Below are 16,613 nucleotides of genomic sequence, written 5' to 3' on the forward strand. Positions count from 1 at the left end.
AGATGGAGTCGTGGCGTGCGGTTGACTCTCGATCTCGACAGCGAGGTCCCGATCTACCAGCAGATCCGGGACCGGATCGTGGAGGAGATCGCCAGACGGCAGGCGCACGAAGGCGACCCGCTACCTTCCACGCGGCAACTCGCCGCGGACTTCGGCATCAACTTCCATACCGTGAACAAGGCCTACGACCTGCTGCGACAGCAGGGCGTCATCCGAATCAACCGCAAAAGTGGCGCGGTCATACGGCGTGATGCCGCCACCGGCCCGCCCGAGGCGCCCTTCATCGATGACTGGGAGGAACGCGTGCGTGTGCTGCTGGCAGAAGCCACCGTTCAGGGCATGGACCGGCAGGATGTGCTGCGTCGGTGTGAGGCGCTGTTGATCGGTTTCGAGGAGGGCGCATGATCCTGATCCTCTGCGCCGGCCTGATCATCATCGCGCTGGTCACGTGCCTGATGCTGGCGCTTCCGGCGCTGGCCAGGCCCACCCTGCCGTTCGGCGTGCGCGTGGGCGTCCAGCGGGTGAACGATCCGGCCGTCATCGCCGCGCGTCGGGCCTACGTTCGCCTGACCGTGGTGGCGGCTGCGCTCGCTGCGGTGGTCTCGGTCCCGGTGCTGCTGGTCACCGGATCTGCCGCCGCGATCGGCATCACCACGTCGGTGGTGGCGGTCGCGGACGTGCTGGTGTTCTACCGCGCCCATCGCATGATCCGCACCGCCAAGCTCACCGGGGAGTGGACGACCGAGCGACGTCAGGGCGTCGCCGTGGACACCACCTTCCGCACCGACCCGGTTCGTGTGCCGTGGTCGTGGGGCCTTCCCGCGCTGGCCGTCCTCCTGCTGACCGCGGGTGTCGGCTGGGTGCGCCACGGCACGTTGCCGGCCACGTTGCCGCTGTTCTTCGGGTTCGGTACGGATTCCACCCAGCGCGAGCCCACGACCGTGCTGAGCGCCTTCCAGCCGGTGATCTACCAGATCGCCCTCACGCTGGTCGTCGTCGCCATGGTCCTGGTGGTGCTGCGCGCCCGTCCCGACCTCGATGCCGCCAGGCCCAGGGGCTCGGCCCGCCGCTACCGCATCTACCTGCTCGGCATGGCGGTGATGTCGCTCCTGTCCGCGGCCTGCCTGAACCTGAGCCTGCTTCTCGCGGCTCTGCACCTGTGGGAGATCGTCACTCCCACGATCGTGTGGCAGGTGACCGTCTATGTCCCGCTCGTCGTGCTGGTGGGCGGCTGGCTGACGTGGGAGATCAAGGTGGGCCAGGCCGGGCACCGGCTGCCCGCTCTGCCAGGCGAGGAGCAGGAGGACTCGGGGCTCGGCCAGCGCGACGACGACCACCACTGGTTCCTGGCCGGCGCCGTCTACGTCAACCGCCGCGACCCGGCCCTGCTCGTGCACGACCGTCTCGGCTCCTCGTCGTGGACCCTCAACCTCGGCCATCCGATCGCCTGGCTCCTGCTCGGCGTCCTCGCCGTCGGCCTGATCGTGTTGGCGGGGCTGCTGCTGACGGGTGCCCTTTGATCCGCCCCGGACGCACAACCTCTTCTGCATCCTGCGAGGCGGACCTGGACACAGCCATCCTGACACGCCGTCCTGGGGGCGCGGATGCCGTCAAAGCGAGGAGCGCCCGTCCTGGACGGCTCAGGGGAGGACACCCGCAGGGGTACGCACCGTGTGCCGCAGGCGGGCGGCGTCCTGGCTGGGGGGCGCACCGAACTGGCGGCGGTATTCCCGGCTGAACTGCGACGGGTTGTCGTAGCCGACCCGGTGGCAGACTCCCGTGACGTCGTTCGGGTGCGTGGCGAGCAGCAGCCGGGCCTCCTGCAGCCGGATCTGCTTCTGGAACTGGATGGGGCTCATCGCGGTCACCGCACGGAAGTTGCGGTAGAACGCGGAGACGCTCATGCCGGACAACCTCGCCACGTCCTCGACCCGGAAGGGTTGCGCGTAGTGCTCGCGGATCCAGCGCACGGCCCGGGAGATGTGGCTGAGACCGCTGTCGGCGAGGCCGAGCTGGCGGACCGTCGCGCCCTGCTCGCCGACGATCACGCGCCACAGGATCTCGCGCTTGATCAGCGGGGCCAGCACGGCCCGGTCGCGGCGCTCGTCGAGCAGGCGCAGCAGCCGGAGCACTGCGTCGAGCAGCTGGGCCGGAGCGTCGCTGACGGCGATCCCCGACGACGCGCCGCCACCGATGGCGGGAAGGTCTCCAGGCCCGGCCGCTAGGAGCAACTCGGCGACGGCGGACGGTTCCAGGGTGAGCCCGAAGCCCAGCGCCGGCTGCTCGGGGTTCGCCTGCAGGAACTGCCCGGTGATCGGCAGGTCTACCGACGCGACCAGGTACTGGCCGGCGCCGTACTCGAAGATCCGGTCGCCCAGCGCGAGGCGCTTGGCGCCCTGGGCGATGACCGCCAGCACCGTGCCGGACATCGAGAGCGCCGGCGGGTCCGAACGGTCGACCTTCGAGACGAGGACACCGTCGATGGCGGTGGTCCAGTCGGGCCGGGCATGGCGGGCCAGCAGATCACGGAGTTCTTCGAGCCGCATGCGGCCATTGCAACACGTTTCCGGGCCTCGGCTCCCGTACGCGAGAGGATCGTGCACGTACGGGCGAGGATCGTTCTAACGTTTCCACAGGTGGCGCCAGTTGAATGGAATCACCTCATTCCAACACCGCAGATCTCGGCCACGGCCCGGCGGGCGCGCGCCGGCTGGTCCGCCCGAGTCCTGCCCCCGGACCCCGGCGTAGAGCGCCCCCTTGTTCATGCACAGACACGCACGCAGGAGGAACACACCATGAAGGTCGCCGTCGTCACGGGCGCTAGCTCCGGCATCGGGCAGAGCGCCGCCATCGAGATCGCCAAGCGCGGAACCGGAGTCATCCTGACCTACGGCACCAACGCGCGAGCAGGGCTGGATACGGCCGCCGCCATCGAGAAGGAGGGCGGCTGGGCCGTCGCGCTGCCGCTGGACCTCGGCGATGTCGCCAGCTTCGCGGCCTTCCGCGACACGGTGGCCGACGTGCTGCGCGACACTTGGCAGCGCGACACCTTCGACCACCTGGTGAACAACGCCGGTTACGCCGAGTCGTCGTTGATCGAGGACACGACCGAGGAGACGTTCGACAGGCTCATGCGGGTCCTGCTCAAGGGGCCGTACTTCCTCACGCAACGGCTGCTTCCCCTTCTGGCGGACGGCGGGTCCATCGTCAACACGAGCAGCAGCTCAGCGGCGACGGCGGGCTTGGAGCCCGGATACTCGGCCTACGCGTCGATGAAGGGCGGCCTTGACGTGCTGACCCGGTACATGGCCAAGGAGTTCAGCACGAGAGGCATCCGCGTCAACGCCGTCTCACCCGGTCCGACCCGCACCCGGCTCGGCGGCGACGCCTTCACCCGGTTCCCCGAGGTCGTCCAGGTCCTCGCCGCGAGGACCGCGTTCGGCCGGGTCGGCGAACCCGATGACATCGGCGCCATGATCGCCACACTGGTCTCCGACGAGAGCCGCTGGGTCACCGCTCAGAACATCGCGATCTCGGGCGGCTTCAACCTCTAGACGAGCAAGCCCCCGGCCAGCCGAGCGGGCCGGCGCCCATGGCCCCTCCGCCGCCCGACGGGTGGCCCTGCCTGCGGCGTCGCCGACGGCGCGGCGCGAGGGGACCCCGCTGGGGCGGCCCTCACGCCGCGTTCGTCTCATGCGGGATCTAGGACGTGAAAGTGGTGGTGGGGTCGGTGGTCGCGGTGGGGGTGCACAGGACCGCGTCGAACGTCTGGGAGACGGGTGTGTCCATGGTGGCGCTCTGCGATCGGATGCTGTCCAGGGCCATCACCTCCTGGTCGGGGGAGCGCAGATCGGTCAGGGTGACGCCGGTGGCGAGTCCGGCGTCCGCCAGGGCCTTCTCCAGGCTTCCCGGAGGCGGACGCAGCGGCCGAACCGCCGGTGATCGCGCCGGCCGTACGCAGGAGGCCGGCCACCATGTCGGCGACCCCCTCGTCGACCATCCGCAGGTAGCCGGCGACCGGGTCGAGGTCGGGCCGAAGGGTCAGGCTGTTGGGCAGGTCGATCCCGACGATCTGGACGGGATGGGACCTGCCGCTGTTGTAGCGGCGCAGCCTGCGCAACAGCTCCCCGAACAGGTTGACAGTGTGCCGACCGGCCACCCGGGACAGGTCGCCCTCGTCGCCCTCGCCGGCGAGCCAGGGATTGACGGCCGCGGCGTCACCGGAGCCCATCTCGAACGCCACGACGGCGAATCCGCAGTGTTCCAGTAGATAACGGAGCAGTCGCGCGCGGGCGAGCGCGAACTCGTGCACGAAGTGCGCGCCCTCGCCGATGGCCACGACCCGGGCGTCTTCCACGATGGTGCGCAGGGGGTGGAGATCATCCAGGAGGGGCTCGTCGGGGTCGAGGGTGTTCAGCACGGTGATGTGCTCGGTCAGCGGATGGGCCGACCCTGAGGAGGCGTGGAGCGTCATGGTGATGGTGCTCGTTTCTCTGTCGAGTGATGGTTGACCTCGGTCAAGAGCGCGTGGCAGATCGCCGGAACGCCGCCTCAGTCGGCGCGCGTCCGGCCGCCGCCGGAGCAACGCAGGCTCCGGCGCTGCCGCCTCTCGCGGGTGCGGTCAGAGAAACAAGCTGCCAGTGGGCATGCCCTGACCTTATCAAGAGGGGGAACGGCCCCCGCCTGGTGTCACCTCCCCGCGCGGACGCCGAGCGGATCGTGCCATCCGGCGGAACACCGCCGGACAGGCCGTTCGAGCGCGCGCCCAGCGTGCCTGAGGCCCATTCCGCGGCCTCGTGATCACCCCTGATTCGGCGCTCGGCTTAGGGGTGTCCGCACTGTGTGAGCGCGGTTACCTTGGCTTCATCGAGCTCGCACGCGGAATATGCAACGCAAATCCCAGGAATGGGGATCTCGTCGACACCGTGCTCTGAGGGGGACAGGAATGCTGAGCTCCGTTGAGGTTGTTGTGGGTCTTTTCCCAGGTCAGGGAGCCTATCTCCCGGGTGCTTTAGCACTCTTGCGCGCGCAGGATCCCGAGGCCGCCAAGGCGATCGAAACCATTGACACGGTGGCCGGCGGCATTCTCGGAAAAGGTCTGAGCCGCGCCTTTTCCGGTGATACCGCCGACCAATTGCTTGATGCGGCGCCGGACGTGCTGCAACTCGCTGTCTTCGCCACGTCGGTCGCGGCATTTCGTACGCTGTCCGATCAGGGAGCGAGGTTCAGCGTGCTCGTCGGGCACAGTCTCGGCGAGATCGCGGCCCTGGTCGCCGGCGGCGCGCTGGACGTCGCCGAGGGCGCGGAGATCCTCTGTCACCGGATCACCGTGCTGCGTGAGCATGACGCCAGCGGCGGCGGACTGCTGGCGCTGGGCTGCGCGCCCGACCGGGCCCAGCAGATCCTCGATCTGCTCCCGACCTCCGGCGCAGTCGTCGCGGTGGACAACGGGCCGGCACAGACGGTGGTCGCGGGGACGGCTGACGCGCTGCGCCGCACGGCGGCCATCGCCGCTGCGATCGGGCTGCCCTCGACCGCCCTGCACTCGCCGCATCCGTTCCACAGCCCGCTGCTCGACCAGGCGCGGAGGGAGCTGGCCCGCCGGCTCGGCGGATACAGCCGGAGGGGCCTGCGCCTTCCGGTCTTCTCACCTGTGCTCGGCCGCTACTACCGTGACTCCGACGACCTCGGCGAGCTGCTCGCCTCTCACCTCGTCACGCCGGTGCGGTTCGGGCCCACCGTGGAGCGGCTGCACCGCTCGGGGGCCGGCGTGTGGGTCGAGGTGGGCGCGGGGCGCGCGCTGACCTCCCGGGTCCGCTCGATCGAACCGGCCGCCTCCGTGCACACGCCACTGCTGCCGGACCTGGACACGCTCCGCGAGACCGGGCAGTACCTGGCCCCCGCCGCCGAGTCACGGACCGCCCGGCACACCGGCACGACCATCGCGAACCCGCCCGCCGCCGTGACACCGGAGACGGAGACGTATCCCGCGGCCGCGACACCTGAGACGGGCACGTCTCCCGCCGCCGCGTCTCCGCCGCGGGAGACGGGCGCGTCCTTCGCGTCTGTTCCGCCGCAGCGGACGTCCGCGCCTCCCGCGCCGACGCCGCCGGTGGAGACGCCCGCAGGGCCACCGTCGAGGGAGTCGGTCGCCGCCCGGGTGCGTGACCTTTACGCCACCACCCTGGAATACCCCGAGGAGGTCTTCGAGGACGGCGCCGAACTGGAGGCCGACCTCGGCGTCGACTCGGTCAAGCGGGTGGAGCTGATGGGCAGGCTCGGCGTGCTGTTCCAGCTGGGCCCGCCGCCTGACGACATGCGGATGGCCGACTACCGGACCTTCGGCCAAGTGGTGGACTTCGTCGTCGACTCGCTTGCCAGGGCGGGCACGACATGACGGACTTCCACGGCCGCGTCGCCCTCGTCACCGGCGGCGCGGGCAGCGTGGGCGCGCGGATCGTGCGCTCGCTCTCCGAGGCCGGCGCCAAAGTGATCGTCAACTGCTTCCACTCGTACGACGAGGCCAGGACCCTCGCGGCCGAGCTGGGCGACGGCGTCGAGGTGATCAGGGCGTCCGTGGCCAAGCCGGATCAGGTTCGGCGGATGTTCGACCAGGTCAACGCCACCCACGGACGGCTGGACCTGCTGGTGAACAACGCCGCCGGCGGGACGTTCGCCCCCTGGGACGAGCTGACGGAGGAACACCTGGACCAGGCGTTCGACGTCAACGTCAAGGGCGCGCTCTGGTGCGCGAGGGCGGCCCGCCCGCTGCTGGCCCGATCCCGCGCGGGTTGCATCGTCAACGTCTCCTCGCTCGGCGCGTTGTACGCACCGGCCAACTACCTGCCGATCGGGCTGTCCAAGGCCGCTTTGGAGGCGCTGACCCGCTATTTGGCGGCGGAGTTCGCCCCGGACGGCATCCGGGTGAACACCGCCTCCGTCGCGCTCATGGACAATCCGGTCGGCCGTATGTTCCCGGGGTTCGAGTCGGTGAGCGCCAACCTGGTGGCGGCCACCCCGCTGGGGCGGCTGGCCACTCCGGAGGACCTGGCCGACCTGGTCCTGCTGCTGGCCTCTTCCGGCGCGGGATGGATCACCGGGCAGACCGTGGTGGCGGACGGCGGCATGTCATTGCAGCGCCGCGCCACGTCCCCGAACCCCGAGCCTGAGCCGAGACCAGAACCGGAGCCAGAACCGGCGACGTGCTCCGATCAGGACGCGGATCCGATCGCGGTGGTCGGCATGGGGCTGGCCGTGCCGGGGGCCAGCGATCCTGACGGCTTCTGGTCGCTGCTCATGGAGGGCGCGGAGCTGTTCGTCGACGTCCCGGCGGATCGCTGGTCGATGGCGGGCTTCCACGATGACGATCCGAGCGCCGCCGACAAGACCTACCAGCGCCGCTCGGGTTTCATCACCGGCTTCACGCCGCACGCCAAGCTGGCCGCCGAGCGGCCGGACGACGGGCTCGACTTCACCACGGTGTGGCTGAGGCACAGCGTGCACCAGGCGCTGGAGGGCGTGGCCAGGCGGGACGGCGACACGTACACCGCCTGTTTCGGCTTCACCCCCGACGGAAGCCAGCACCTGCAGGAAGCGCTCATCCGCGAGGAGCTGGGCGAGGTTCCCGACTCCGTGCTGTGGCACGGTGACGCCGCCCGATCGCAGCCGTTCCCGCACCGGATCGGCGCCGGCGCCATCGAGGGCCTGCTGCCGGCGGGGACCCGGCTGCTCATGGTGGACACGGCGTGCTCGTCCTCGTTGTACGCGATCGACCTGGGACTGCGCGACGTGCTGTCCGGCCGGGCCGACGTCGCCGTGTGCGGCGGTGCGTTCGCGCTGGTCCCCAGCGGGTCGGTGCTGTTCTCCAAGTTGTACGGGCTGTCCAGGAGCGGAGAGGTGCGCGCGCTGGACAGGACCGCCGACGGCGTGCTGTTCTCCGACGGAGCGGGCGTCGTGGTGCTGAAGCGGCTGTCCAGGGCCCTCGCCGACGGCGACACCGTGTACGGCCTGATCGCCGGGGTCGGCCTGTCCGCGGACGGCAAGGGCAAGGCCGTCTACGCGCCGTCCAGCGCGGGCCAGGAGTTGGCCGTCGCCCGCGCGCTGGCCAAGTCGCGCGTCGAAGCCGGCGAGGTCGACTGGGTGATCGCGCACGCCACCGGAACCCCTGCGGGCGACGAGGCCGAGTTCCTGAGCCTGCGCGCGGCCTACGCCGGGACGCATCCGGTCCAGGTGACCTCGAACAAATCACTGATCGGCCACACGGGCTGGGCGGCCGGGGTGGTGTCGGTCATCCACGCCCTTCTGGGGCTGCGGCACGAGGTCATCCCCGCTCAGCACCGTTTCTCGGCGGCGCCGGACAGCTTCGGCATCGAGTCGTGCAACCTGGAGATTCCCGCGCGGCCCGTGCCCTGGCCGGCGCGGCCCGACCGGCCGCGCACCGTGGCCGTGTCCGGCTTCGGCTTCGGCGGCACCAACGCGCACATGCTGATTCAGGAGTTCCGGCCGGACCGTCGCGGCAAGGCCGGCTATGGCGCCAGAACCGGCGAGCCCATGGTGATCGTCGACTGGTCGGCGCACGTGCCTGGCGCCGAGGGCAACGCGCACGTCGCGGAGTGGGCGCAGGGAAGGATCATCCTGCCGAACTCGTTCGGCGACGGCTACCCGAGCCCGCCGTTCGCCCGGCTGCGATTGCCGGCCTCCACGATCCGGGCGACCGACCGCACCCAGCTCATGATCATCGAGTGCATGCACCGGATGGACCCCCGGGTCCGCGAGTTCTGCCGGCGGCACAGCCGGACCACCGGCGTGGTGGTGGGCCACACCGGGCCCACCAGGAACGCGGTCCTCTACGCGATCCGCGCCCACCTGGACGAGCTCGACCGCCAGGCCGTCCCCAAGGCGCGGGAGCTGCGTGAACGCGTGACCGGGCTGATCGCCGAGCCGGACGAGGACTCCTTCCCCGGCGAGATGCCCAACGTCATCCCGGCGCGGCTGTGCAGCTACTTCGACCTGCGTGGGCTCAACATCGCCGTGGACGGCGGCGGAGCGTCGCTCGCCGACGCTTTCGAGGTGGCCGAGTGCTATCTGGACTTCGGCGACGTGGACGTCGTTTTGGTCGCCGGGAGCAACGGCAACAGTCTCACGTCCTGGGGGCGCCTGCTGGGCGGCGGGGAGATCGGCGAGGGGACGTTCCTGTTCGCGGTCACCAGGAAGTCGCTGGCGCTGGCAGAGGGCCTGCCGGTACTCGCCGAGGTGTCCGTCGAGTCCGCCGTGGAAGAGACGCTGGAGGCGATCGCATGACCCGCGCGAACTTCCTGGGCGCGCAGGGCGGGCGCGAGCTGATCGCCTTCCTGAGCGGCGAGCGGAGCCGGACGGCGATCGAGCTCAGGGCCGACCGGCTGTCGAGCCCGCGGGTGATCCGGCTGAGCAGGCAGCAGAAAGCGGCTCCTCTGCTGGACCGCCACGTGATCGAGCTGGCACCCGCCCCGCGCCGGCCCGTCCGCTCCGCCCCGCCCGCGATCCCGGCGGACGCGGTCGTGCTCACCAACTCCGCCGCATTCCGCGCCGCGCTGGCCCACCAGGACGGCCAGGAACCCCGGCACGTACGGGTGCTGGTGGACGCCACCGACCCCAGCCTGCGTGAGGCGCGCTGGTCCGACCGAGTCCGCGAGCTGCTCGAGCTGCACGAGCGCACGTTCATGACGGCCAAGGAGTGCGCGCCACGCCTGGCAGGCGGCTCGTTCGTGGTGAGCGTGGTGGGCGGCGTCACCGCGGCGGGGGTGCCGCTGGCCCTCACCGGGTTGTTCACCGGCCTGGTCAAGAGCCTGGCGCTGGAGCTGCCGGACACCGGCGTGCTCGCCACCGTGCACGAGGCGGTGCCGCTGGAGGAGGTGCTGGCCACGGTGAGCGCCGAGCTGGGCGCAGGCCAGCTCCTCCCGGTGACCTATCACGCCGGCGGGCGCCGGCTCACCCCCCGAGCGGTGCCCGCCGAGGCGACACCGGACAGACTGCCGGACGGAATGCCGGTGCTGGGCCAGGACTCCTTGGTGGTGGCCGCAGGTGGGGCGCGTGGCATCGGCGCACCGATCCTCACGGCGCTGGCGGGGCGATACCGCCCGCGCATCGTGATCCTGGGCAGCTCCCAGCCGCCCGGCGAATCCGAGGAACTGCCCGACCGCAGCACGTTCATCAGGGCCCAGCTCAACGGGCCGAGCCGGGTCAGCGTGGCCGAGGCGAACGCCAGGTACGACCGGCTGATCGAGCAGCGGCAGGTCCGCGACACGCTCACCGAGCTGGAACGGTTGTCCGGGCCCGGGCGGATCCGCTACCTGCGCTGCGACCTCCGGGACCCGGACGCGGTCAAGCAGGCCGTCGACGCCGTGAGCGGCCCGGTCGACCTCCTGCTCAACATCGCCGGCACCAACCGGGCCTCCGACGTCACCGCGAAGTCCGTCGCCGACTTCCGCACGGTGCGTGACCTCAAGGTGCACACGTACCTGAACCTCAAGGAGGCGCTGCGCGGGCGGGAGCCGCGCCGCTGGTGCAACTTCGGCTCGTTCATCGGGCTGACCGGCCAGCGCGGCGAGACCGACTACGCCGCGGGCAACGACTTCCTCAACATGGCCGCGATGGGCGCCGAGAACGAGTTCACCATCGGCTGGACCCTCTGGCGGGACGTCGGGCTCGGTGCCACCCCGCTGATGCGCGCCTTCCTCGCCGAGATCGACGCGTACACCCCGATGCCGACCGAGGAGGGCGTCGACCACTTCCTCACCGAGCTGGCCGCCGTGCGGGACGCGCCGGCCACGGTGTTCCTGGGCGACAAGGAACGCGAACTCGTCAGGGGCATCCGGCCGGAGTTCCTGGACTTCTGCATGGGCGAGCCGCGGGCGCTGCCGTACATCGACACGGTGCTGCGCCGCGACGCCACGGAACTGGTCGCGCAGCGTACGTTCACCCTGGACAGGGACGGCTATCTGGAGTTTCACCAGGTGCGCGGTCATCCGACCCTGCCCGGCACCTTCGTGCCCGAGCTGGCCGCGCAAGCCGCGGTGTCGCTGGTGCCGGACCGGGTACCGGTCGTCTTCGAGGACCTGCGGCTGGAGTCGTTCCTGCGGATCTACCGGAAGGACCGGCCTGAGGTCAAACGGCTCACCGCCACGTTGCTCCGCACCGACGAGCGCGAGTCGGTGGTCGCCGTGCGCGTGCTGGGCGACGTGGTGGCGCCGAACGGCGTCACCGTCGTCCGCGACAAGCTGCACTTCTCGGTCACCGTACGGCTGCGCGACGCCCCCGTGCCCGGCCCGAGGTGGACGCACTGGGACGAGCACGGCAGCAAGCCCCTCCGCGACCCCTACCACGCGCCCGGGTCGGACGTGCTCCTGCGCGAGGTGTTCCGGTCGACCACCGACACCCGGGGGCATCCGCTGGGACGGCGTGGCCGGCTCGCGCTCGACGCGCCCGCGTTGCGACGCTGGTTCCCCGACCGGCTGATCCCCTCCATCACTCTCGACGGCCTGGTGCGTGTGGCCGTTCTGCACACCGTCGCGGACCGCTGGACGCCCGTCGCGATCCCGCGCGCGGTCCGGCGGATCGACCTGTACGGCGGCCATACCGACCTCACGCTCGCCGCGCTGACCGAACCGGTCGAGCTCTACGTCACCCCCGTCGACCTCGAGCTGGAGGACCCCGAACCGGAGAACCGGGCGATCGCGGTGGCCGCAGACGGCGAGGTGCTGCTCCAGGTGAAGGACATCACGAGCACCATCGTCGGCTACGTGGACCAGGGGACCGGCGAATACGTCGACAGGGAACGATTCGACCGCGAGGAGCGCTCATGACACGCCAGGGAAGCTGCCCTGTCGCCCACGGCCCGGCAGGGCTGCCGGTGATCGGTGACGCCATCCCCTACTACAAGGACCCGCTGACCTACACCCTGCGCATGCAGGAACGCGACTCGATGGTCTCGGTCAAGCTGCCCATCCCGTTCGTGCAGGTCACCGAGCCGGAGGCGATCGAGCGGGTGTTGCGTACCAACCCGGACAACTATGTGCGAGGCAAGCTCTACCGCAAATTCTCCGGCGTCATGGGCTTCGGGCTGCTGACGCTCGACACCGACCAGTGGCGCGGGCCGCGCAAGGCCGTCCAGCCCGCGTTCAGCCCGCAGCGCGTGCGGAGCGACGCGCGCGAGGCGGTCGGCGCCACCGAGGAGGTCATCCGCCGCTGGACGGCGCACGCCGCCTCCGGCGACGTCGTGGACGTGGCGCCCGACCTGATGGACGTCGCCGCCAGGGTCCTGGGCATGGCGCTGATCGGCCAGGACCTGTCGCGCACCGACTACACGCGGGCCGCCGCGATCGCCAACAAGGTCATCTTCATCAGCACGATCATGGGATTGCCCGCCATGGTCCCCTCCTTCGTGCCGACCCGGTACCACCGCGACCGGAAATGGGCGAACCGGGTCCTCGACGGCATCATCCACGGGGTGATCAGCTCACGCCGTGCCCGTGGCGAGTGCGGCTCCGACGCCGCCGGGCAGCTGCTCGCCGCCGGCCTGTCCGAGGCGGAGGTGTCGGACAATCTCCGCACCCTGCTGCTGGCCGGCTCCGACACCACCGGCCAGGCGCTCACCTGGACCATGTACGAGCTGGCCAGGCACCCGCAGGCCCGCCGCGCCGTCGAGCGCGAGGTCGACGAGGTGCTCGCGGGACAGGCGCCCGCACCCGACCGGCTGGGCGAACTGGTGCAGACCACGGCCGCGATCAACGAGGCGCTCCGCCTGCACCCGCCGGTCTGGCAGTTCCCGCGCGACGCCGTCGAGCCGGACTGCCTGGCCGGCCGCGAGGTGCCGGCGGGGACGACGGTCCTGCTCAGCGTGTACGGCACGCACCGCTCCCCCGAGCACTGGTCCGACCCGGAGGCCTACGATCCGCGGCGTTTCCTCGACGACACCCACGACAAGCGGCACAAGCACGCCTTCCTGCCGTTCGGAGGCGGGCGGCGCATGTGCATCGGCAAGGGGCTGGCGATGGCCACGCTGGTGACCGCGGTGGCCATGCTGTCGCAGCGCTACCGGCTGCGGCTTTCCGGCGCGCACACGGTGCGCAGCGGACAGTACATCACGCTGTTCCCCAGCGGCGGGATCCCCGCGGTCGTGCAGGAGCGGACGTGACGACCACCGCGCCGGTCCGCCCGCACCTGGTGTCCTTCGACACCGCCTCCTTCGTCCGGCCCGTCCATCGCATGATCTGGGAGCCCGTGCCGCACCCGCTTCCGCCTCCCTCCCCTGTGGCGCGGCGGCTGCTGGTCATCGGCTCCGACGCGGAACTGGCCACGGAGGTGGCGCACGCGCTCGGCGCCGACCTCTGCGTCCCCGGTCGAGAACCCGAGCGGGACGACTGGGACGGGATCATCGACCTGAACGTCGTGGGCGTCCCCTACCGGTTCGACGGCGGGGAATGGCGGGACGCGCTGGCCAGGACGACCCGGATGGTGCAGCGCAGATACGGTGCCTGGAGGGCCGACCCGCGCGCCGACCGGTATTGCTACGTCGCCGTCACCGCCATGGGCGGTCTGATGGGCTACCAAGGCGGGCCGATCGACTCCCCTCTGGGTGGGATCTGGGCCGGCTTCGCCAAGTGCCTGCCCCGCGAGCTGCCCAACCTCGCGGTGAAGGTGCTGGACGTCGACGCGATCGGGCAAACCCGCCTGGCGGAGCTGCTGGCGGCCGAGCTGACGGCCTGGGACCTGTACGAGATCGGCTACCGGCAGGGGGTCCGCCACGCCTTGCACGCGCGGCCCAGCCCGGAACCGCCGCCCCGCGTCGAGCTGGGATCCGACGACGTGGTGCTGATCTCGGGTGGTGCCCGTGGTGTCGGCTTCGCCCTGGCCCGCGGGGTCGCCGAGGAGTTCGGCTGCCAGGTCGTGGTGACCGGTCGCGGCGAGCTTCCGGTGGACGCCCGCTGGCTGACCATGGACGACGCAGACTACTCCGAGCACTGCCGGGCCAGAGTGCGCTCCGCCCGCACGGCCAGGCAACTGCGGGACGTACGCGCCGCGCTCAAACGCGAGACCGAGCTACGCCAGGTCGGCGCGAACCTGGCGGCCGCCCGGCGCGACGGCATGCGCATCACGTACGAGCAGTGCGACTGCGTGCGGCCGGAACAGGTCGACGCGCTGTTCGCCCGCATCCCCGACCCCAGCGTGATCGTCCACAACGCGGGCATCGACCTGCCGACCAGGCTCGACAACAAGACCCCGGAAGACGTGGTGCGAACGGTCGACGTGAAGGTGACGGGCTTCGCCAACCTCACCCGCGCGGTGCTCCGCATGCGGCAGGACACGGTCAAGGTGTTCTGCAACGTCGGCTCGCTGGCCGGGCGCATGGGCGGCATGATCGGGCAGATCGACTACGCCGCGGGCAACGAGGCCCTGTCCAGACTCGGGTTCTGGGCGCGCAACACGCACGGGCTGCCCGCGCAGACGTTGTGCTGGCCGACCTGGGAGCGGCTCGGCGTGATCGCCAACTACGACGCGGCGGTCCGCTACATGTCCACCATCGACCCGGCCGACGGAGTCCGGCGGTGGATCCGCGAACTGCGCTCCGGCGGCACCGGGGAGGTCATGTTCATCGGCCAGGTCGGCAGCGCGCTGGTGCCCACTCAGCTCCGTGGCTTCTGGCTCTTCACCGGGCATCCGGATCTGCCCAGGTTGCACGGGCTCGCGCACTTCCTGGGCTCCGCCGAGCTGTTCGAACCGTTTCGCGAGCTGCGCAGCAGCGTGGTCCATACGCCGGGCGCCCATCCGTGCCTGGCCGAGTTCACCGTGGACGGGCGTGCCGCGTTGCCGATCTCGGTGCTGATCGAGCAGGCATGCTCGGTCGCCGACTGGGTCGTGCCGCAGGACCGGCCGCCCCAGCACCTGGCCGAGGTGCGGGACGTGCGGGCCCGGCTGCCCGCGCTGGTCCTGGCCCCGGGCGGGAGCCGGTTCACCACCCGGGCGCTGGGCGAGACCACAGAGGAAGGCTGGAGCGTCCAGGTCACGATCACGGCCGAGACCGGGGAGACGGCCGGGTCGATGCGGCTGCTCTACCGGCCGTCGCCGCCGATGCCTCCGCAGCCCGTGCCGCCACCGGTCACGCGCGGCGTGGCCGCTTCCGGCGGCCGGCTGGACTGGTCGGGGCTGGTCCTCGGCGCGGGAGACCAGCTGCCCGCGGTGACCTCCGCCGATCTGTGGACGTCGCCGTTCCCGCCGCCGCACGGGATCGCTCCCGCCGCGCTCGATGCCATGGTGCGCCGGGCGGGGCCGGTGACGGGCGACGTCGTCGAGATCGCCCGCATCGTGCCGTATCCAGGGGCACAGCAGGTCGACGAGCTCCGTCCGGTCGCCGGCGGCTGGGCCGGGCTGAGATCAGGCCGCCAGGTCCTGTCCGTCGAAGGGGTGACGGCCGGGCCCGCCGCCTCGCCCTCCGCCGGGTAGCGCCGCGGCCCTGCCGGAGTGCGCGATTCGGTGACGGCGGCGCGATTGTGGCCCTCGTCACGTCGGCATTAGTCTGCCGGGCATGCGCATGTTGCACCTCGGGCTGCGGGTCACCGACCTGGAACGCTCGCTCGCCTTCTACACCGCCCTCGGGTACGCCGAGCTCGGCCGGGTTCCCGAGACGGAGTTCGGCAGCCTGACCATGCTCAAGCTGCCCGACGACCCGTTCGTCAGCCTTGAGCTCGTGCACGACCCCGCAAGACCAGTCAAGGAGATCAGCGCCGTCAACCACCTCGTCGTCCAGGTCGACGACCTCGATGCCACGATCGCCGATCTCGCGGCCAGGGGCGTCACGGCCGAGCCGCCGGCGGAGCTGGGACCGGGGATGCGGACGTCATGGCTGACCGATCCTGACGGCTACAGGATCGAGCTCGTGCAGTGGCCGCCCGGACATCCGGCGGGCATGACGGCGGCCGATTTCGCCTGACGTCGGGGTCTCCGGGTCAGCTGGTGACGGCCCGTTCGCTCTGGCGGCCCATGAAGAAGTAGACGCCGCGGTCGGTCTGCATGGCGGTGTGGAACTTCTCGGCCTTGGGCTTGGCCGACGAGTTGGCGGTGACGATCGTGATGACCATGTGCTTGACGTACGCGCCCGTGTAGATCTTGCCGTACGAGTAGCTCCTGTGGGCGCTGCTCCTGCGCCAGACCACGTTCTTGTCGGCGGTGTTCTTCAGGCGCTTCGCGGCGTTCCTGGCGTCACTGCTGGAGGGGAACGCCAAGACGATCTGTACCGCCTTGAGGTTCCCGCCGTAGGCGGTGTAGGCGAGCTGGATGGCGCTCTCGCAGTTGTTGTCGGCCATCACGCCTTCGGCGTCCACCGGGTCGCACGAGTCGTACGTCCAGCCGCCGACCTTGCGTGCCGCGTACTTCTCGCCCTTCAGGGAGAAGTTCCAGTCGCCGAATTCGGCGTGGTCGAGCGGCGCGCCCGAACTGTCGCTGGACGTGCTGGACGGCTCGGGCTCGGGCTCGGGGGAGCCGGTGGGCGTGGCCGACGGCGGTGCGGACGTGGGCGGTGCGGACGTGGGCGGTGCGGAGGTGGGCGGTGCGGACGGTGAGGTGCTCGGCTGGGCGATGGG

General features: G+C 71.0%; 12 protein-coding genes. 9 read left to right on the forward strand and 3 right to left on the reverse strand.

Translation table 11 applies throughout. The features are described 5' to 3' along the window. Positions 1 to 15: 15 nt before the first annotated feature. On the forward strand, positions 16 to 405 hold the full coding sequence (locus E1294_RS12480) for a GntR family transcriptional regulator (protein WP_132508005.1): 390 nt from the start codon (positions 16 to 18) through the stop codon (positions 403 to 405). Then, on the forward strand, positions 402 to 1,520 hold the full coding sequence (locus E1294_RS12485) for a DUF1648 domain-containing protein (RefSeq protein WP_132508007.1): 1,119 nt from the start codon (positions 402 to 404) through the stop codon (positions 1,518 to 1,520). Before E1294_RS12480 ends, E1294_RS12485 begins: the two co-directional genes overlap by 4 nt. A 120-nt stretch (positions 1,521 to 1,640) precedes the next feature. Here the strand turns inward: E1294_RS12485 and E1294_RS12490 are convergent, their stop codons facing one another. Then, entirely contained in the window at positions 1,641 to 2,546 is a 906-nt protein-coding gene (locus E1294_RS12490) for an AraC family transcriptional regulator (protein ID WP_132508009.1), read from the reverse strand. 249 nt (positions 2,547 to 2,795) lie between these two features. On the opposite strand from E1294_RS12490, the gene E1294_RS12495 reads away from it, so the two are divergent. Further along, positions 2,796 to 3,554, forward strand: coding sequence for an SDR family NAD(P)-dependent oxidoreductase (locus E1294_RS12495; protein ID WP_132508011.1), 759 nt, complete (start codon positions 2,796 to 2,798; stop codon positions 3,552 to 3,554). A 137-nt stretch (positions 3,555 to 3,691) separates the two neighbouring features. Here E1294_RS12495 and E1294_RS12500 read toward each other — a convergent pair whose 3' ends face one another. Beyond that, positions 3,692 to 4,231 carry a TraB/GumN family protein gene (locus E1294_RS12500; protein ID WP_425465204.1) on the reverse strand — a complete coding sequence of 180 codons (540 nt, stop codon included), beginning with the start codon at positions 4,229 to 4,231 and terminating at the stop codon, positions 3,692 to 3,694. Between the two features lie 714 nt (positions 4,232 to 4,945). Here E1294_RS12500 and E1294_RS12505 point away from each other — a divergent pair. From E1294_RS12505 to E1294_RS12530, 6 genes are all read left to right on the forward strand, one after another. Further along, positions 4,946 to 6,397, forward strand: a complete 1,452-nt coding sequence (locus E1294_RS12505) for an acyltransferase domain-containing protein (RefSeq protein ID WP_165977249.1) — start codon at positions 4,946 to 4,948, stop codon at positions 6,395 to 6,397. After that, positions 6,394 to 9,300: an SDR family oxidoreductase gene (locus E1294_RS12510; protein ID WP_132508017.1), complete on the forward strand. Its 2,907-nt coding sequence runs from the start codon at positions 6,394 to 6,396 to the stop codon at positions 9,298 to 9,300. Before E1294_RS12505 ends, E1294_RS12510 begins: the two co-directional genes overlap by 4 nt. Then, complete coding sequence (locus tag E1294_RS12515; protein WP_132508019.1) at positions 9,297 to 11,840, forward strand: SDR family NAD(P)-dependent oxidoreductase; 2,544 nt, start codon at positions 9,297 to 9,299, stop codon at positions 11,838 to 11,840. The genes E1294_RS12510 and E1294_RS12515 overlap by 4 nt, the downstream gene beginning before the upstream one ends. Then, positions 11,837 to 13,171, forward strand: a complete 1,335-nt coding sequence (locus E1294_RS12520; protein ID WP_132508021.1) for a cytochrome P450 — start codon at positions 11,837 to 11,839, stop codon at positions 13,169 to 13,171. The genes E1294_RS12515 and E1294_RS12520 overlap by 4 nt, the downstream gene beginning before the upstream one ends. Further along, positions 13,168 to 15,477 (forward strand): SDR family NAD(P)-dependent oxidoreductase, encoded by a 2,310-nt coding sequence (locus tag E1294_RS12525; RefSeq protein WP_132508023.1) that lies wholly within the window; start codon positions 13,168 to 13,170, stop codon positions 15,475 to 15,477. The genes E1294_RS12520 and E1294_RS12525 overlap by 4 nt, the downstream gene beginning before the upstream one ends. A gap of 82 nt (positions 15,478 to 15,559) precedes the next feature. Beyond that, entirely contained in the window at positions 15,560 to 15,964 is a 405-nt protein-coding gene (locus E1294_RS12530; protein ID WP_132508025.1) for a VOC family protein, read from the forward strand. A 16-nt stretch (positions 15,965 to 15,980) separates the two neighbouring features. Here E1294_RS12530 and E1294_RS52645 read toward each other — a convergent pair. Beyond that, positions 15,981 to 16,613, reverse strand: a 633-nt coding sequence (locus E1294_RS52645) for a hypothetical protein (protein ID WP_181958490.1), incomplete at its 5' end; no start/stop codon positions are given.

This window comes from Nonomuraea diastatica (genome assembly GCF_004349015.1).
GTDB classification, from domain to species: domain Bacteria; phylum Actinomycetota; class Actinomycetes; order Streptosporangiales; family Streptosporangiaceae; genus Nonomuraea; species Nonomuraea diastatica.